The sequence below is a fragment of the Achromobacter sp. 01N37 genome (genome assembly GCF_056399725.1).
Genome location: NZ_JBFTRX010000006.1, coordinates 272,832 through 290,827, shown reverse-complemented (window position 1 = coordinate 290,827; position 17,996 = coordinate 272,832). Strand labels below are relative to the sequence as shown.

15 protein-coding genes are annotated in these 17,996 nt (G+C 65.1%); 6 read left to right on the top strand and 9 right to left on the bottom strand.

Going from position 1 to position 17,996, the window contains the following annotated elements:
- Nucleotides 1-135: 135 nt before the first annotated feature.
- The 3 genes from htpG (at nucleotide 136) to AC1DSJ_RS16810 (ending at nucleotide 3,741) form a co-directional block, all read left to right on the top strand.
- A complete protein-coding gene (htpG, locus tag AC1DSJ_RS16820; RefSeq protein ID WP_054427526.1) occupies nucleotides 136-2,034 on the top strand; it encodes a molecular chaperone HtpG in 1,899 nt (632 codons plus the stop codon).
- Nucleotides 2,035-2,233: 199 nt separating this feature from the next.
- Nucleotides 2,234-2,491 (top strand): helix-turn-helix domain-containing protein, encoded by a 258-nt coding sequence (locus AC1DSJ_RS16815; protein WP_054427527.1) that lies wholly within the window; start codon nucleotides 2,234-2,236, stop codon nucleotides 2,489-2,491.
- Entirely contained in the window at nucleotides 2,488-3,741 is a 1,254-nt protein-coding gene (locus tag AC1DSJ_RS16810) for a type II toxin-antitoxin system HipA family toxin (RefSeq protein WP_441371674.1), read from the top strand. Before AC1DSJ_RS16815 ends, AC1DSJ_RS16810 begins: the two co-directional genes overlap by 4 nt.
- Here the strand turns inward: AC1DSJ_RS16810 and AC1DSJ_RS16805 are convergent.
- The 5 genes from AC1DSJ_RS16805 to AC1DSJ_RS16785 form a co-directional block, all read right to left on the bottom strand.
- A complete protein-coding gene (locus tag AC1DSJ_RS16805; RefSeq protein WP_441371673.1) occupies nucleotides 3,701-5,845 on the bottom strand; it encodes an acetate--CoA ligase family protein in 2,145 nt (714 codons plus the stop codon). The genes AC1DSJ_RS16810 and AC1DSJ_RS16805 overlap by 41 nt on opposite strands.
- 74 nt (nucleotides 5,846-5,919) lie before the next feature.
- Nucleotides 5,920-6,915 carry an acrylyl-CoA reductase family protein gene (locus tag AC1DSJ_RS16800; RefSeq protein WP_441371672.1) on the bottom strand — a complete coding sequence of 332 codons (996 nt, stop codon included), beginning with the start codon at nucleotides 6,913-6,915 and terminating at the stop codon, nucleotides 5,920-5,922.
- A 14-nt stretch (nucleotides 6,916-6,929) separates the two neighbouring features.
- Nucleotides 6,930-8,093: an acyl-CoA dehydrogenase family protein gene (locus tag AC1DSJ_RS16795; RefSeq protein WP_441371671.1), complete on the bottom strand. Its 1,164-nt coding sequence runs from the start codon at nucleotides 8,091-8,093 to the stop codon at nucleotides 6,930-6,932.
- A gap of 26 nt (nucleotides 8,094-8,119) precedes the next feature.
- Nucleotides 8,120-9,103 (bottom strand): Bug family tripartite tricarboxylate transporter substrate binding protein, encoded by a 984-nt coding sequence (locus AC1DSJ_RS16790; RefSeq protein ID WP_054427532.1) that lies wholly within the window; start codon nucleotides 9,101-9,103, stop codon nucleotides 8,120-8,122.
- A 68-nt stretch (nucleotides 9,104-9,171) separates the two neighbouring features.
- The gene (locus tag AC1DSJ_RS16785; protein ID WP_441371670.1) at nucleotides 9,172-10,338 is read right to left on the bottom strand and encodes an acyl-CoA dehydrogenase family protein; all 1,167 of its coding nucleotides are present in this window, start codon (nucleotides 10,336-10,338) and stop codon (nucleotides 9,172-9,174) included.
- 168 nt (nucleotides 10,339-10,506) lie between these two features.
- Between AC1DSJ_RS16785 and AC1DSJ_RS16780 the strand changes: the two genes are divergently transcribed.
- The 3 genes from AC1DSJ_RS16780 to AC1DSJ_RS16770 all read left to right on the top strand — a co-directional run bounded on the left by AC1DSJ_RS16780 (nucleotide 10,507) and on the right by AC1DSJ_RS16770 (nucleotide 13,535).
- Nucleotides 10,507-11,304, top strand: coding sequence for an IclR family transcriptional regulator (locus AC1DSJ_RS16780; RefSeq protein WP_441371669.1), 798 nt, complete (start codon nucleotides 10,507-10,509; stop codon nucleotides 11,302-11,304).
- A complete protein-coding gene (locus tag AC1DSJ_RS16775) occupies nucleotides 11,294-12,091 on the top strand; it encodes an IclR family transcriptional regulator (RefSeq protein ID WP_441371668.1) in 798 nt (265 codons plus the stop codon). Before AC1DSJ_RS16780 ends, AC1DSJ_RS16775 begins: the two co-directional genes overlap by 11 nt.
- Nucleotides 12,092-12,335: 244 nt before the next feature.
- Nucleotides 12,336-13,535, top strand: coding sequence for an MFS transporter (locus AC1DSJ_RS16770; protein WP_054427535.1), 1,200 nt, complete (start codon nucleotides 12,336-12,338; stop codon nucleotides 13,533-13,535).
- Between the two features lie 76 nt (nucleotides 13,536-13,611).
- On the opposite strand, the gene AC1DSJ_RS16765 is transcribed toward AC1DSJ_RS16770, so the two are convergent.
- From AC1DSJ_RS16765 to AC1DSJ_RS16750, 4 genes are read right to left on the bottom strand one after another with little or no spacing between them, the layout of a single operon-like run.
- On the bottom strand, nucleotides 13,612-14,922 hold the full coding sequence (locus AC1DSJ_RS16765; RefSeq protein ID WP_441371667.1) for an MFS transporter: 1,311 nt from the start codon (nucleotides 14,920-14,922) through the stop codon (nucleotides 13,612-13,614).
- 26 nt (nucleotides 14,923-14,948) lie between these two features.
- On the bottom strand, nucleotides 14,949-16,097 hold the full coding sequence (gene dgoD, locus AC1DSJ_RS16760) for a galactonate dehydratase (RefSeq protein WP_054427537.1): 1,149 nt from the start codon (nucleotides 16,095-16,097) through the stop codon (nucleotides 14,949-14,951).
- The gene (locus AC1DSJ_RS16755; protein ID WP_054427538.1) at nucleotides 16,094-16,747 is read right to left on the bottom strand and encodes a 2-dehydro-3-deoxy-6-phosphogalactonate aldolase; all 654 of its coding nucleotides are present in this window, start codon (nucleotides 16,745-16,747) and stop codon (nucleotides 16,094-16,096) included. The genes dgoD and AC1DSJ_RS16755 overlap by 4 nt, the downstream gene beginning before the upstream one ends.
- Entirely contained in the window at nucleotides 16,744-17,883 is a 1,140-nt protein-coding gene (locus tag AC1DSJ_RS16750) for a 2-dehydro-3-deoxygalactonokinase (protein WP_441371666.1), read from the bottom strand. Before AC1DSJ_RS16750 ends, AC1DSJ_RS16755 begins: the two co-directional genes overlap by 4 nt.
- Nucleotides 17,884-17,996: the final 113 nt, after the last annotated feature.

Here is a 17,996-nt window from a genome sequence, read left to right as displayed (position 1 = left end):
AACCCTTGAAAAGTGCGCGATAGCCCCCACTACAGTAGGGTTTCCCGGCTGCCGGGCAGCGCAACCGCAAGCGCCGTTGCGCCCGGGCATTCCGCCATTATTTGTCCCTAATTTTTTCGACCTTCTCGTAAAACTATGAGCCAAACCGCCACGTCTTCCACGTCCGAAACCCTGGGGTTCCAGGCCGAGGTGAAGCAACTGCTGCACCTGATGATYCAYTCGCTGTACAGCAACAAGGAAATTTTCCTGCGCGAGCTGGTGTCGAACGCATCGGACGCTTGCGACAAGCTGCGCTTTGAAGCCATCGACCAGCCCGAGCTGCTGGAAGGCAATGGCGAACTGGCCATCACGGTCAGCTATGACAAGGCCGCCCGCACCATCACGATTTCCGACAACGGCATCGGCCTGTCGCGTGAAGAAGCCGTGGCTAACTTGGGCACGATCGCGCGTTCCGGCACGCGGGAATTCTTCTCGCAACTGACGGGCGACAAGCAAAAAGACGCGCAACTGATCGGTCAGTTTGGCGTGGGCTTTTATTCGTCGTTCATCGTCGCTGACAAGGTCACGGTGGTGAGCCGCCGCGCCGGCGCCACCGACGCCATCCAGTGGGAATCCGACGGCCAGGGCGAGTTCACGATTGCCGCCGCCGAGAAGGCCACGCGCGGTACCGACGTGACGCTGCACCTGCGCGCTGATGAAGACGAACTCTTGAACGGCTGGAAGCTGCGCGAGATTCTGCGCCGCTACTCCGACCACATTTCCTTGCCGATCCGCATGGCCAAGGAAGAGTGGGACCAAGAGAAGGGCGAGCAGGTCAAGACCGAAGAACTGGAAACGGTGAACCAGGCAAGCGCCCTGTGGGCCCGCAGCAAGTCTGACGTCACGGACGAGCAGTACCGCGAGTTCTACAAGACCGTCTCGCACGACTACGACGACCCGCTCGCCTGGACGCATAACCGCGTCGAAGGCCGCAGCGAATACACGCAACTGCTGTATGTGCCCAAGCACGCACCCATGGACATGTGGGACCGCGACGGCCGCCACGGCGTGAAGCTGTACGTCAAGCGCGTGTTCATCATGGACGACGCCGACCAGCTGCTGCCGTCGTACCTGCGCTTTGTGCGCGGCGTGATTGATTCGGCCGACCTGCCGTTGAACGTGTCGCGCGAAATCTTGCAGGAAAGCCGTGATGTGCGCGCGATTCGCGAAGGCTCGGCCAAGCGCATCCTGTCGCTCTTGGAAGACCTGGCTGAGAACAAGCCGGAAGACTACGCCACGTTCTGGTCGGAATTCGGCCAGGTGCTGAAGGAAGGCGCGGGCGAAGATTCGGCCAATCTGGAACGTATCGCCAAGCTGATGCGCTTTGCGTCCACGCAGTCGGGCGACCAGGCGCAGACGGTGTCGTTCGCCGACTACGTGTCGCGCATGAAGGAAGGCCAGGACAAGATTTACTACGTCACGGCAGACACGTTCGCCGCGGCCAGCAACAGCCCGCATCTGGAGATCTTCCGCAAGAAGGGCATTGAAGTGCTGCTGCTGTCGGATCGCGTGGACGAATGGATGCTTTCCTACCTGCGTGAGTTCGACGGCAAGTCGCTGGTGTCGGTGGCCAAGGGCGGTCTGGACTTGGCCGAACTGGCTGACGACGAAGAAAAGAAGCATCAGGCCGAAGTGGCTGAAGACTTCAAGCCGCTGGTCGAGCGCCTGCAAAAGACGCTGGAAGAGCAGGTCAAGGAAGTGCGCGTCACGCTGCGTCTGGTGGATTCGCCGGCGTGCGTGGTGGTGGGCCAGAACGAACTCAGCCCGCACCTGCTGCGCATGCTGAAGGCCGCCGGCCAGGAAGCGCCCAACGTGAAGCCGGTGCTGGAAATCAACCCGGAACACCCGCTGCTGGCCCGCATCCGCGCGGCAGATGACAGCGAGTTCGACCAGTGGGCACGTCTGCTGCTGGACCAAGCCCTGCTGGCCGAAGGCGCGCAAATCGCCGACCCGGCCGCATTCGTGAAGCGCTTGAATGCGTTGTTGCTGAAGTAAGCGGCAGGGGTTGAAGGGAAGGGCGCCTGAGGGCGCCCTTTTTTTTGGGTGGGGGGATGGAATGTGGAAATATTCCCGATCGGTAAGTTTTCTTCGTAATTCACTCCATTTTTGAGTGAAAGTACCGCTCGGTAATATTTGATGGATTTCGCCAACTAAACAGCATAAAATTCCCGAACGGTAATTTTGGAGCGCGACGATGTCTACTGACCCGGCGACCCTTTCGTCCCCCGTCTCAATACACACGGCCGCCGAGCTCGGCGAGCTGGTGAAGGGAGTGCGGCGCGCTCAGGGGCTGTTGCAAGCCGATCTGGCCGGCTTGTCAGGCACGGGCAATCGCTTTGTCGGCGAACTCGAACGCGGTAAGCCGACGCTGCAATTGCAGAAGGTGCTGGACATGTTGGACCTGCTCGGCCTGGAAGTTCAGGTGGTGCCGAAACGCCCGAGGTTGTCATGACCATTGGCGCCTTGGATCTGTATCAAGCAGATCGTAAAGTGGGCCGCTTGTTTGACGAGCGGCCGCTCCGATTCGTGTACGACGAATCCTGGTTGAGCCTGCCAGACGCACGTGCGATTTCGCCTGCGATCCCACTCGCAAGCGGTGATCACGCAAGCGACGCCGTTCATGCCTTCTTCGAAAACCTGTTGCCAGAAGGGCATATTCGCAAGTTCCTGCAAATCAGCCGACATGCAACGACGGTGTTCGGGCTGTTGCGCAGCGTTGGGGGCGACACCGCCAGTGGCCTGACGATTCTGCCGCAGGGCGAACGGCCCGCGCCACCGCATTACCGCGCCACCACGTGGCAAGCCGTTGCCGCACGGCTGAAGGATGCATCCACCCCAGCGCTGGTCGCCGAGAATGCAGAAGGCGCGCGGATCTCTTTGGCAGGCGCGCAAGACAAGTTGCTGTTGACGGTTCTGGCAGACGGATTGCCCGCAATACCCGCTGGTACAGCACCGTCATCCCACATCCTGAAGCCGGATATTGGCGGATTGAAGGGAGTATGGGCGTCGGCGCTGAATGAAACCCTGGTGATGCAATTGGCGGCCCAACTCGGCTTAGGCGTGGCAGAGGCGCACTATCAGTCTGATACCCAGGCGTGTCTGATTAAACGCTATGACCGCGTGCCAGACGGCCAAGGCGGTTTGCAGCGCTTGCATCAACTGGACTTGTGCCAATTGGCTGGCAAGCCATCCGATGTGAAGTACGAAGCGGATGGTGGCCCATCGCTGGTTGACTGCCTTCGCTTGCTTAAACAGGCGAGCGTTAGCGCAGCGGACCTGAAGCGCTTTTTGCAGTGGGTGATTTTCAATCTGTGCGTGGGCAACAACGATAGTCACGCGAAGAATCTGTCAGTGCTGCAGTCGCCCGACGGACGGTATCGGCTGGCGCCGTTCTATGACTTGATGTGCACGGCGATGTATCCCGGGCTGTCGCGTAAATTTGCGCTGTCGATTGGCGGCGAGATGATGCCGGGCCGCATCGCGCGCGGCCAGATCGAGGCGATGGCGATGGAGCTAGGCTTTAATCCCCGTTATGTATTGACGGTCGCGCGAGCATTGATGACGGCGTTGCCCACCGCATTGGATCAAGTGCAGGCGGCGCTGCTGGCGCAGGCCGCCGTCGGCACCGAACGAACGCTGATCGAACGGCTGGGCAACTGGATCAGGACGAACGCCCGCAAGCACGCGCAGCGTTGGGAATAAGCACGGCGTCTAACGCCAGCGCGCCCTGGCCGTCGGGTAGCGCCAGCAGCGGGTTGACCTCGATTGAACTGAAATCGTCCCGATGCGCGTGCGCGAATTGCGATAGCGCGGCCAAGGCATCGGCAAGCGCCCCGATGTCGCAGGGAGGCGTGCCGCGTGCGCCTTGCAGCAGCGCATAGCCTTTGATTTCACGGATCATCGCCATCGCTTGGGTGCGGTCAAAGGGGGCAAGGCGGAAGCTGACGTCTTTCAATACTTCGACGAACACGCCGCCCAAACCGAACATGACGACGGGGCCGAAGACCGGGTCGCCGTGCACGCCCACGATGCACTCCACGCCCTTGGGCGCCATGGGGGCGACCAGCACGCCGTCGATGCGGGCATCGGGGCAGTGGGATCGCACGCTGTCCAGGATGGCTGCGTGGCCGCGACGTACGGCGTCTTCACCGTGCAGGTTCAGCTTCACGCCGCCGACATCGCTTTTATGCAGGATGTCGGGCGAGACCACTTTCAAAACCATGGGGCCTGATGCGCGCGCTGCGGCAGCGACGGCGGTGTCGGCGTCGGTGGCAAGCGTGCAGTCTGGCACGGGAATGCCCGCTAGGCGCAGAACTTCCATCGCTTGCACTTCGTTGTAGGTGTCGAAGATTTTCGTGATGGATGTGGCGGCAGGGGCGGCGTCCGAAGGGTCTGCGGCCGTCTGCCCAGCGACGTGCATGTCGGCCAGATTCGCCACTGCGCCGATGGTCCGGATCGCGGCGCTCGGGTCGACGAATACCAGCGTGCCCAGGCGTTCGAGTTCGCGGCGGCGGTCGGGCGGGAACAGAGCGCAGATGGCGAGCGGAACGTTGGGATGGCGGCTGCGCATTTCGCGGGCGAAGGTTTCGAACGTGGGCCACAAGGTGTCTGATGACCCCGCGGCAGCCAGGAACACGGCCAGTGCGTCGTAGCGGCCATCGGCCAGCATGTCGTCGGCGGTGGCCAGCAGCAGGCCGGGTTCGGATACCACCTGGCCGGTGACATCGATGGGGTTCCGCGGCCCGGCGAACGGCACGCGTTCCAGCAGCCGGGCTTGCGCCAAGGCGTCGGGTTCGGGCAGCGACAAGCCGGCGTCTTCGGCGTCGTCCGCCATCAGTGCGCCGACGCCGCCCGAGATCGTGAAGATGCCCAGACGCTTGCCCTGTGGACGCTGCTTCCAGGTATCCAGCGCGTATCCCAGGTTGAAAAATTCTTCGATGGTTCGGGCGCGCAGCGCGCCGTATTGGCGAAAGAGTGCATCGTAGACAGCGTCGTCGCCAGCAAGTGCCGCGGTGTGCGAGGCAGCGGCTTGCGCGCCGGCCTGCGTGCGGCCGATCTTCGTCACGACGACGGGCTTGCCGGCGTCGCGCGCGGCGGCTAGTGCGCGGCGCAGCTTGGCGCCGTCGCGGCAGCCTTCCATGTACGCCATGATGACGCGCGTATCGGCGTCGCGGGCCAGCCATTCGATGCAATCGGCCACGTCGATGTCGGCCTCGTTGCCGGTGCTGATCCAGTGCGACAGCCCCAAGCCACGGTCGCGCGCCATGCAATAGGCGTAGGCGCCGAACGCGCCGCTTTGCGACACCATGCCGATGCCGCCCGCTGCCACGGCGCCGTTGGCGGGGGCGGGGGAAAACGTGGCGTAGACGTTGCGCCGCACATTCATGAAGCCCAGGCAGTTGGGGCCCAGCAAGCGGATGCCGCGTTCGCGCGCGATGGCGCACAACTGTTCCTGCATGTGCACGCCGGACGCACCCGTTTCCGAGAAGCCTGACGTGAAGACGACGGCGCCGCCCACTTGTCCGGGCCGCGCGCGTTCCAGCGCCTGGGCCGCGTGCGCCGCCGGCACGGCCAGGATGACCAGATCAACGTCGCCGTCCAGCGCGGACAGGTCGGGCGCGGCGGGCAAGCCCTGAATGACATCGGCGCGTGGGTTGATGGGCAAGATGCGGCCGTCATAGCCGTGCTGGCGCAGCAGACTGACCGGCATCGCGCCGATCTTGCCCGCCGTGGCGGAAGCGCCCACGACGGCGATGCTGCCGGGATTGAACAGGCGGGACAGGGAAGCGTCGGAAGGCGTGGTCATGGTCTGGGCGGGAAAGAGTCAGCAGAAGCGGGTCGATAGAAGCGAATCAAGACAAGCGAATCAGGAGAAACCAATCAAGAGAAGCGCACGACGCTGCGGCCGGTGCTGCCGCGTTCAAGCAGGGCGGCCAGCGCTTGCGGCAAATCCTGGGGTTCGATGACACGGGCGATAAGATCCAGCCGCGACGGGCGGTATTCACCCGCGAGTTTTTGCCATAGCGCGCGGCGCAGCGGCATCGGGCTGTTGGCGTTGATGCCCAGCAGCTTTACGCCGCGCAGAATGAAGGGAATGACCGTGGTGGGCAGTTCCGCGCCGCCCGCATTGCCGAACGCGGCGGCCACGCCATCCGGGCGCAGGCTGGCCAGCGCATGGGCCAGCAGGCTGCCGCCTACGGAGTCGATGACACCGGCCCAGCGCGCGCTCATCAGCGGCTTGATCGGGGCGGACAGATCGGGCGGGGTGATGACCTCGGCCGCGCCCAACGACCGCAGATAATCTTCGGCGCCGGGTTTGCCGGACATGGCGCAGACGCGGTAGCCGCGTTGGCTCAGGATGTCGATGGCGATGCCCGCCACGCCGCCCGTTGCACCCGTGACCAGCACGTCGCCCTGATCGGGGGTCAGCCCGCAATGCTCCATCCAATGCAAGGAAAGCGCGGCCGTGTAGCCCGCGGCGCCCAGCACGGCGGCGTCGCGCAGGCTGATGCCGGCAGGCAAGGGCAGCACCCATTCATGCGGCACGCGCGCAAGCTCCGCATAGCCGCCATCGCAATCCACGCCGATGCCAAAGCCGTGCACCACCACGGGCTGCCCCGGCGTAAGCGCGGGGTCGGCGGAGCGCACGACGGTGCCGCTCAAGTCGATGCCGCCGATGCGGGGGTACGCACGGACGATGTTGCCGCGCCCCGCTTGGGCCAGCGCGTCTTTGTAGTTCAGGCCGGCGTACGCGACCTTGATCACCGTGTCGCCTGCGGATAATTCGTCGACGGACAAGGTGTCGAAGCGGCCTTGCGGGGGGGCACCATTGGCGCCGCCATGCAAGCGATAGGCTTGGAATTGAAGATCAGACATCACAGCTCCAGAGGTCAGGCGTGCTTCAACAACCGCCGCGCCAGCGTGGCGCGATGCAGTTCGTTGGCGCCGTCGTAGATGCGGAACGGGCGCATTTCCTGCCAGATCATGGCGACGGGCGTGTCGTCCGATAGCCCCAACGCGCCCATCATCTGCACCGCGCGATCCGCCACGCGGTTCACGGCTTCGGACACGAACACTTTGGTCATGGCGCTGTGCTGCTTGACCGGCAACCCGGCATCCATGCGGCTTGCGCAATCCAGCGTCATCAGCCGGCTTGCGTGCAGATCGATATGCGAATCGGCCACCATCGCCTGAATCTGTTGCAGGTCGGCCAGCCGCGCGCCGAAGGATTCGCGCTGGGCCACATAGGCTTGTGCGGTTTCCAATGCGCGGCGGGCGCGTCCGATGTAGCGCATGCAGTGCGACAGGCGCGCGGGTTCGAGCCGCAGTTGCGCGTATTCCAGGCCGCGTCCGGGTTCGCCCAGCACGGCGTCAGGGCCGACTTCGCAGCCGGACAATTCAATCTCGGCGTGGCCGCCGATCTGATAACCGGTGACCATGCCGATGTCCCGCACGACGCGGTAGCCGGGTGTGCCAGCAGGCACCAAGAACAGCGTCGCACCGACGTCCGTTTGCGCCAGCACCAGCGCAAAGTCCGCGCCCACGCCGCCGCTGATGAATTGCTTGTGACCGTTCAGCACCCAACGCTGGCCGTGTTGCGTGGCGCGGGTGCGCAGCATGGACGGGTCGGAACCGGCGCCGGGTGCGGGTTCAGTCATGGCGAAGCAGGCGCGTTGTTCGGCACGCACCAGTGGCCGCAGATATCTTTCTTGCTGGGCGGCCGTGCCTAAGCGCAACAAGGTCAGCATGTTGGGCTGATCGGGCGCGGCGCAGTTCAGTGCGGCCGGCCCCAGAAAGCCGCGCCCGGCGGCTTCCAGCACCTGAGCCAACGCGCGCCAGCCCAACCCCAGCCCGCCCCATTCCTTCGGCAACTGCGGCGCATACAGGCCGGCTTCGCGGGCTTGTATGCGCAAGCGCGCCACGCAGGCGTCCAGCGCGCTGACGTCGCGAGCGATGGCGGGGGACTCGGCGGGAATAGCAACGTCATCGACGAAGCGGCGCACGCGTTCGCACAGTTCCGCAATGGCGTCGTCGTCGGGGTGATGAGCGGTCATGTGAGCCTCGGCTGACGGTGTAGGCATTACTGAATGCGGGTGCCGGTGGACTGCACCAGCTTGCCCCACCACACGGTTTCATCCGCGATCTGCTTGGCGAATTCCGCAGGCGTGCTGCCCAAGGGTTCGGCGCCCAGTTCCTGGAAACGTGCGCGCAGCTGCGGGTCTTGCAGCGCCTTGACCACGGCGGCATGCAGACGGTCGACCACCGCAGGCGGCGTGTTGGCGGGCGACATCAGCCCTTTCCAGGCCATGACTTCGAAGCCGGGCATACCCGCTTCGCTGAACGTGGGGATGTCGGGCGAGGCCGTTGCGCGCGCATCGCTGGGCACCGCCAGCGCGCGCAGGCTGCCTGCTTTGACTTGCGGCAGCAGCGCCGGCATGTTGTCGATCATGAAATCAATATGGCCGGCGACCAGGTCGGTGATGGCGGGGCCGGTGCCTTTGTACGGCACGTGCTCGGCTTGCAGGCCGGCCTTTTGCTTGAGCAGTTCGCCGGCCAATTGCGCGGGCGAGCCATTGCCGGGCGAACCGAACGACAGCTTGCCCGGGTGATTGCGTGCGTAGACCAGGAATTCCTGTAGCGTTTTCACGGGCATCGATTTCGTCACGACCATCAGGTTGTGTTCGCGTTCGATGCAGGTGATGGCGGTCAAGTCCTTGGCCGGATTGAACGGCATGTTGGCGTACAGGCTGGGGTTGATGACCGTTGGCCCGGCTGCCGCCAGCAGCAGCGTGTAGCCGTCGGGCGCGGCGCGCGCAACGAAGTCGCCGCCGATGTTGCCGCCTGCGCCCGGCTTGTTTTCCACGATGACGGGCTGCCCCAGGATGGGGTGCAAGGCCTCGGCCAGCAAGCGGCCCAGGATGTCGGTAGACCCGCCAGGGGCAAACGGAATGATCAGCCGGATCGGCTTGTCGGGGTAGGCGGCCGCGGCCTGGGGCGGCAGCGCCGCGCAGGCAAACGCGGCAGCCATGGCGCCGATCCACTTCGGCAAGTGCTTGTGCAGCATGTCAGTCTCCTTTGGTTTGCAGGGCCGCCGGCTTCTTGTGGCTGCGGTCCCCGGGGTGTCGTCCAGGCCTAACGGCTGGGCGTGTAGCCAGCTTGGGCCAGCGTGTGGCGGGCGATGGTCAATTGATGAATCTGGCTGGTGCCTTCATACAGGCGGAACAGGCGCACGTCGCGGTAGAAGCGTTCAATGCCTTGCTCGGCGATGTAGCCATAGCCGCCATGCATCTGCACGCAGCGGTCTGCCACGCGGCCGCACATTTCCGACGCGAAGTATTTGCAGATCGACGCGTTTAACGTCACGTCCTGGCCGGCATCGCGTTCGCGCGCCGTTTGCAAGACCAGCGCCAACGCGGCTTGAATTTCTGTCTGGCAGTCGGCCAGCATCGCCTGGATCAGTTGGAAGTCCATCAACGGTTTGCCGAACTGTTCACGCTCGGCGACGAAGCGCATGGTGTCGTCCAGCATGCGAATGGCGGGGCCGATGCACAACGCCGCCAAGTGGATGCGCTGCTTGTTCAGCACTTTCATGGCCGTCTTGAAGCCCATGCCTTCCTGGCCGCCGATGAGGTTGGCGGCGGGCACGCGGCAGTTGTCAAAATGCACGGACGACACGGGTGAGCCGGCCTGGCCCATCTTGTCGTAAGGCTTGCCCGTGGACAGGCCCGGCGTGCCGCGTTCAACGATGAAGGCCGAGATGCCCTTGGCGCCCGGCGCGTCGGGGTCCGTGCGGGCCATGACGGTGAACAGACCCGCAAGCGGGGCGTTGGTGATGAAGCACTTTTCGCCATTCAAGACATAGCTGTCGCCGTCGCGCACCGCCGTCGTGCGCAAGGCGGTGGCATCCGAACCTGCTTGCGGTTCGGTCAAGGCAAAGCAGCCGGTGAGTTCGCCCGAGGCCAGCCGGGGCAGATAATGTTCCTTTTGCCGCTCGGTGCCGTCAGCGACCAGCGCTTCGGAGCCGATGCCGGTGTTGGTGCCCACCCGGGCGCGGAACGCTACCGAGCATTGCGATAGTTCGATAGCCGCCCGGATCAATTCTTCTGTGCTCATCCCCGCGCCGCCGTAGGCCTCGGGGATGGAATAGCCGAACATGCCTTGCTCGGCCATGGCGCGCACCAGGTCATCCGGCACTGCATCCAGACGGGCCACTTCGGCTTCGCGCGGTACCAGCTGTTCGCGGACGAAGCGGCGCAGCGAATCGATAAAGGCGGGGAAGCCGTCGGGGTCCCGGATCATGAGGTGTCTCCATTTTTTCTAGATGTCGTAGCCGCCTGGGAAGGCAAATCCGTACCGGGCCGACTGAGAATCCAGGCTAGCAAAGCGGCGCCGAATGCGAGACAAGTGTTTCGATATCTTGAACGGATTGATGCTGTGGACGGGTGGCGTTGCTCTATGATCGTCGCCATGACCACGCCCCAAGGCAGCCGCCATCCTGATCCCGCTTTCGCCACGACGCTGGCGCACGGCCTGTCGGTGCTGCAAACTTTTCGGCACGGCGAGCCCGCGCTCAGCAATCGCGAACTTGCTGACCGCACGGGCCTGTCCAAAGCCACGATCTCGCGGCTGACCGACACGCTGGTTCAGCGCGGCCTGCTGCGTTACGACGCCAGCCTGCGCCGGTACCGGCTGGGCACGGCGCTGCTGTCGTTGAGTTACCCCTTGCTGGCCAGCATCAAGCTGCGGCAACTGGCGCGCCCGTTGATGACGCGGCTGGCGAATGCGGCGGGCGGGTCGGCGTCGCTGGGCATGCATCACGGCGCGCACATGGTGTACGTGGAAACGTGCCGGGGCCACGACGCGGTGGCGTTTCGGCCCGATATCGGCGCCATGTTGCCGCTGCTGGCGTCCGCCATGGGCCGCGCCTGGCTGGCGCAGGCCGATGCAGGCGAAGCCGAGGCGTTGATTGCGTCGTTGCGCCGGCAAGAACCCGAGGCCTGGCAGCGTCATGCGGCGGGTTGGGAAGCGGCGCGGCGCGACTATGCCGCGCATGGATTCTGCGTGGCCGAAGGCGAGTGGCACGCCGATGTGCATGCCGTGGCAGTGCCGATGCGCCGGCGTGTGGACGGGCAGGTGTTTGTGTTCAATTGCGGCGTGCCTGTGCGGCGGTTGCGAGCGGGTGACTTGCGCCGGCGCATCGCGCCGCGGTTGCTGACCTTGGTGGACCGCGTTGAGAAAATGCTGGAGCGCCAAGATGCCGATTGAATCTCCGCCACTCCGCGCACCGTCCAGCGAGCGCGATTTCGCCACCACGCTGGCGCATGGCATCGATATCCTGGCCTGCTTCCGGGCAGACCGTCCAGAGCTTGCCAACAAAGATTTTGCGCAGCAGACGGGCTTGTCGAAAAGCGCCGTGGCGCGCTTGACGCATACGCTTGTCGAGCTGGGCTTTCTGCTGCGTTCGGGGCCGCCGGCGCGTTACCGGCTGGGCGCCTCGGTGCTGGCGCTGAGCTACCCCTTGCTTGCCAGCATGCAGATTCGCCAGCTGGCGCGGCCACTGATGAAACAGCTGGCGGATCACGCGTGCGGCGCGGTGTCGCTGGTGGTGCGCGACCGGCTGCAAATGGTCTATGTGGAAACCGCCCGGTCCAACGACGCCTTGCAGACCCGCCCGGACATCGGCGCGGCGTTGCCGCTGTTGTCCAGCGCAGCCGGCAAGGCCTGGCTATGCCGGGCGCCAGAGGCCGAGCGGGCGGCCGTCTTGAACCAGCTGCGCGTGGCCGATCCGCGCCACTACGCGGAGCACTTCCCCAGCCTGGAGCCGGCCAGCCGTGATCTGGAGCAGAAGGGGTACTGCGGCAATAACGTGCAGTGGCGTCCGGATGCGTACGGTTTCGCGGCGCCGTTGTGCCGGCCGTATCAGTCGCTGTTGTACGTTTTCAACTGCGGCGTGCCGTCGGGCGACGGCCCGTATCGTGCGCGGGCGGCAGATCTGGGGCCGCGGCTGGTGGGGTTGGCGCGCGAGACCGAGCGGTTGCTGGGGCTGTCGTAGGGGCCTGCGATAGGGGACGCCATATCGGCTGTCGTCGCGAATGTGCCGGCGGGGATGGTGCGGGGGACGGATGCGCCATCCCGCCGATTCGTGACTCCAAGTCAAAAGTGTTTGGCTGTCAGACGGCTTTTTCCGCAAAGGTGCTGCCGTCATACTGCAGGCCTGTCTCCCCGATGCGCCCGCCATTCTGGCCGGCAACGCCCCAGGAACATCCTGCCGGCGCCGTCGAACCCAAGGAACCTGCATGAACCCGCAAGATACTCAACCGGTGAAAGCCGGCCTGCCGTTGTTGGCGCTCGCCGTCGGTGCGTTTGGCATCGGCGTGACCGAGTTTTCTCCCATGGGCCTGTTGCCCGTCATTGCCGAGGGGGTGGGCGTGTCCATTCCCAGCGCCGGCATGCTGATCAGCGCGTACGCGATCGGCGTGATGGTGGGCGCGCCGCTGATGACGCTGGCGTTTTCGCGCTGGTCGCGGCGCAAGGCCTTGATTCTGCTGATGGCAATTTTCACCATCGGCAACGTGCTGTCCGCGCTGTCGCCCAACTACACGACGCTGCTGCTGGCGCGTCTGGTCACAAGCTTGAACCACGGCGCGTTCTTTGGCCTGGGTTCGCTGGTGGCGGCCAGCGTGGTGCCGCGCCACAAACAGGCCAGTGCGGTGGCCACCATGTTCATGGGCCTGACCATCGCCAACGTGGGCGGCGTGCCCGCGGCGACGTGGCTGGGGCAGGTAATCGGCTGGCGCATGTCATTTGCCGCTACCGCCGTGCTGGGCTTGATTGCGATGCTGTCGCTGTGGTTCGCGTTGCCTGCTGGTGAAGCCGGCCGCCGTCCCAACGTGCGCCACGAACTGGCGGTGCTGAAGAGCCCCGTCGTGCTGTTGGCGTTGCTGACGACGGTGCTGGGCGCGGGCGCCATGTTTACGCTGTACACCTACATTGCGCCCACGTTGGCGGACATTACCGGCGCATCGCCCGCCTTCATTACCGGCATGCTGGTGCTGATCGGCCTGGGTTTCACGCTGGGTAACGGCATGGGTGGCCGCATGGCCGACCGCTCGCTGGACGGCACGCTGATCACGTTCCTGGTGATCGTCATCATCGACCTGCTGGCGTTCCCGTGGATCGCTTCCACGCAAGTCGGCGCGGCAATCTCGCTGCTGATCTTCGGCGTGGCGACCTTCGCGGTGGTGCCGCCCTTGCAGATGGGCGTGATGCGCGCCGCCACCGATGCGCCGGGGCTGGCGTCGTCGGTGAACGTGGGCGCATTCAACCTGGGCAACGCGGTAGGCGCCGCAGCGGGTGGCGCGGTGATCTCGGCGGGCATGGGCTACGCCGCCGTCCCCATCGCTGGCGCCGTGATCGCCGTCGCAGGCTTGGCGCTGGTGCTGGTGCAGCGGGCAAGCAATGTGCGCCGCCGGAAGCTGGCCGTGCAGGGTTGCTGATTGGGGTAGTGGAAGAAGAAGGCCGCGCTGGGTAGCGCGGCCTTTTTTTGTGGCGGGTGTCTCTCCCGCCCCGGCATCAAGCCTCGATCCGCTCCACCCTGCCTACCAGCAGGATGTACGACAGCGCGCCCAGCAAGGCCAGGGACGATACGTACACGATGGCGGGGGCGAAGCTGTCTTTCGACACCAGCAGGCCGATCACGATCGGGGTGCAGATCGATGACAGGTTGCCGACGAAGTTGAACACGCCGCCCGTCAGGCCCAAGAGGCGCACGGGCGCAAGCGTTGACACCAGCGACCAGGTGATCGACGCCAGGCCGTTGCCGAAGAACGCGACGGCCAGGAAGAAGATGACCCACGGCGTGGAGTCGGTGAAGTTGGCGCCGATCATTGATGTCGAGATCAAGAGGCCCAGGATGATGGGCAGCTTGCGCGCCAGGCCGACGGTGGCGCCGCGGCGGATCAGGAAGTCAGACAGCACGCCTGAGCACAGCACGCCGACAAACGCGGCCAGGAACGGCACCGACGCCAGAAAGCCGGACTTGATGAAGTCCATGCCGCGGTACTTCACCAGGTAGGTCGGGAACCAGGTCAGGAAGAACCACAGCGTGGACGTCAGGCAGAACTGGCCCAGGTACACGCCCCAGAGCTTGCGCTTGGACATCACCAGCCCCAAGTCATTCCAGTTGAAGGGCGTTTTTTTAGCTTTGACGCTGCGGTCCAGATCGACCACGCCGCCGCCTTGCTGGATCAGTTCGATTTCGGCCGCGTTCGCGCCTTTGAACTGGCGCGGTTCACGGTAGATCAGGTACCACAGCACGCCCCACACGATGCCCAGCAGGCCCGTGCTGACAAACACCATGTGCCAGCCGTAGTGGTGTTGCAGCCAGGCCAGCACCGGCGTCAGGAACGCCAGGCCGACGAACTGGCCCGACGTGTAGAAGCCGATGGCGGTGGCGCGTTCCTTTTCCGGGAACCAGGTCGTGACGACGCGGTTGTTGATCGGGTAGGCGGGCGCTTCCAGCGCGCCGACGGCCAGGCGCAGCACGAACAGAATGATGAAGCTGCTGGCAAAGCCCATGAAGAACGTCGCTGCCGACCACAGGATCAGCGCGGCGGCGTACAGCACGCGGGGCGACACGCGGTCGACCAGCCAGCCGCCGGGGATCTGCATCGCGGCGTAGGTCCAGCCGAAGGCCGACAGGATCAACCCTTCATGCCAGGTGTCCAGGCCGAACTCGTCCTTCAGCGCGGGCGCGGCGATGGACAGGTTGCTGCGGTCCAGGTAATTGATGACGACGGTGATGAACAGCATCACCATGATGATGTAGCGGCTGCGCGTGGGCCGCTGGGCGGCTTGCAGGCCCGGGTGGGTGGCGGTGGACAAGGGGGTCTCCTCTCTCTTTTATCGGCTTACCACTCGGCGAAGCTGCCGTCGGCGTGACGCCAGATCGGGTTGCGCCAGCGGTGGCCCACGGCGGCGCGTTCCTTTACGTATTCCTCGTTGACCTCGATGCCCAGGCCCGGGCCTTGCGGAATGGCGACCATGCCGTCTTCGTACTTGAAGACTTCGCGGTTGCTGACGTAGTCCAGCAGGTCGTTGGCCGCGTTGTAGTGGATGCCCAGGCTTTGTTCCTGGATGAAGGCGTTGTAGCAGCCGGCGTCGATCTGCAAGCAGGTGGCCAGCGCAATCGGGCCCAGCGGGCAATGCAGCGCCAGCGCCACGTCATACGCTTCGGCCATCGCTGCGATCTTGCGGGTTTCGGTGATGCCGCCCGCGTGTGACGGGTCGGGCTGGATGATGTCGACATAGCCTTCGGACAGCACGCGCTTGAAGTCCCAGCGCGAGAACAGGCGTTCGCCCAGCGCGATGGGGGTCGACGTCAGCGGCGCCAGTTCCTTCAACGCTTCGTAGTGTTCGCTTAGCACGGGCTCTTCGATGAACATCAGCTTGAACGGGTCCAGCTCTTTCATCAGCACCTTGGCCATGGGCTTGTGAACGCGGCCGTGGAAGTCCACGCCGATGCCCACGTTCGGGCCGACGGCGTCGCGAACCGCAGCCACGTTCTCCAGGCACTTCTCGACCTTGTCGAAGGAATCGATGTACTGAAGTTCTTCGGTGCCGTTCATCTTCACGGCGGTGAAGCCGCGGTCGACGGCGCTCTTGGCGGCGGCTGCGGTGTCGGCCGGGCGGTCGCCGCCAATCCATGAATACACGCGGATGCGGTCGCGCACATTGCCGCCCAACAGCTGCGACACCGGCACGCCCAGATGCTTGCCTTTGATGTCCCACAGCGCCTGGTCGATGCCGGCCAGCGCGCTCATGTGGATGGCGCCGCCGCGATAGAAACCGCCGCGGTACAGCACCGTCCAGTGGTCTTCAATGTTGCGCGGGTCTTTGCCGATCAGGTAGTCAGACAGTTCTTCAACGGCGGCGGCGACCGAGTGCGCGCGGCCTTCAACGACGGGTTCACCCCAGCCGACGATGCCTTCGTCCGTTTCGATTTTCAGGAAGCACCACCGGGGCGGCACGATGTAGGTAGTGAGCTTGGTGATCTTCATGCTTGAGTCTCCTGGACGGAATAGGCGCGTTGCCAGGCCGCGACGAATGCGCGCGCGTTCTGGCCGACGTCTTTGGCCGACAGGCCGGGTTTGTACAAAGCGGAGCCCAGGCCGAAGCCGCTGGCGCCCGCCTGGGCGTAAACGGAAATGTTGTCGGGCGTGATGCCGCCCACGGGCACCAGCGCAATCGGCGGGCGCATCACCGCGCGCCAGGCTTTCAGCACGACGGGGCCGAGTTGTTCGGCGGGGAACATCTTCAGCACGTCGGCGCCGGCAGCCAGCGCGGCGAAGGCTTCGGTGGGCGTGGCGACGCCGGGGCAGGACGCCATGCCCAGCGCTTTGGCGGCGCGGATCACGGCGGGGTCGCTGTGCGGCATCACAATCAGTTCACCGCCCGCGTCCTGAATGCGGGCGCAGTCGTCGGGGTTCAGCACGGTGCCGGCGCCGATCAGGCAGTCGGTGGGCAGCGCGGCGCGCATGGCGCGGATGCTGTCCAAGGGGTCGGGCGAATTCAGCGGCACTTCAATCAGGCGAAAGCCTGCTTCGTAGAGCTCGTGGCCGATGGCTTCGGCTTCCGTGGGTTGGATGCCGCGCAGGATGGCGATCAGGCCGCAGTGGGCCATGGCGGTTTGCAGACCGGGATGGTTCATGTGGGGTTCCTAGGCGGGGCCGAAGAAGAAGGTGAAGCCGAAGCGGAAGGTGATGTCGAAGCCGAGGCCGAAGCGGGAGACGATGTCGCAGCCGATGCGAGGGCCGATGTCGGCGCGGCGGCATCGGCCGTGATCAGCCCGGCGCAGATGGCCAGGTGCCACAGGCCGCGCTCGGTGGCGTTCTGCGCTTGCTCAGGCGTGCCCAGGCCGTAGTGCTGCATTGCCAGGATGTAGCGCTGGCACAGCGCGGGTTCGCCGCAAAGCACAATGCGGGGCAGTTCGCCCTGTTGGCGCAGCATCTCGGCAAGCGCCGCGATTTCGTGGCCAATCAACAGGCCCGACAAATAATCCGCTTGGGATGCGCTGGCCAGTTCACCCGTCAGCCCAAGCGCGCGCGTGCTGAAGATGGTGGACAGCACACCGGCGCGGCCGGCCGGGGCGCCGGCCACTTTCACGCCGCGCTCAAAAGCCGCCATGTCGGCGGCGGGCGCGTCGCTCATCGTGCGGCCCAGGATGGTGTGGCCGCGCAAGGCGGCGTAGACCTCGCCGGTCATGAAGGTGTCGAAGTGCGTGACGCGGCCTCGGCGCGCGTTGACCCATTTGGAATGCGTGCCGGGCAGGCCGATCAGCACGCTGTCGGCGGGGTGGGTGTCGGATGCGCCGGGCTGGTCGAACATCACGCCGAACACTTGGGTCTCTTCCCCGCGCATCACGTTGGGCAGGCCGTGGCGCTGGATCAGGCCGGGCACGATGTGCAGCGGGGTGGCGTTGGGGCCGGCGCCCGTGCGTTCGACCACGGTCAGCAAGGTGCCGATGCGTTCCAGGTCGACCGGCACGTCCAGGTAGGCTGCTTCCTTCCAGCCCTGCGCGCTGCCGACCATGCCGCAGGCGATCACGGGCAAGGCGGGTTCGGCGCGCAGCCAGTCGCCGCAAGCTTGTTCAAAGGCCAAGTCAAAGCCAGACAATGCCGTGCTGGCGGCGCCGTCTTGCAAGGGCTGTGGCAGGCGCATGATGCCCCAGGGCAAGTGGCGGGTGTCCAGCGTGCGGCCGGTGGCGTCCAGCCGGTACGCGCGCAACGATGAGGTGCCCCAATCCAGCGCGATAAGCGCCGCGCGGGCAGGCGATCCGGTAGTCATCTGATCTGTCTCGTCTCTGGCTGCGATGCCCGTTTCCCTGAGCGCCTGAGCGCAGGCGTGGGTGGGCGGGCATGGCAGGCCTTGTTGTCTGAGGCGCGCCGGGCGCAAGAAAT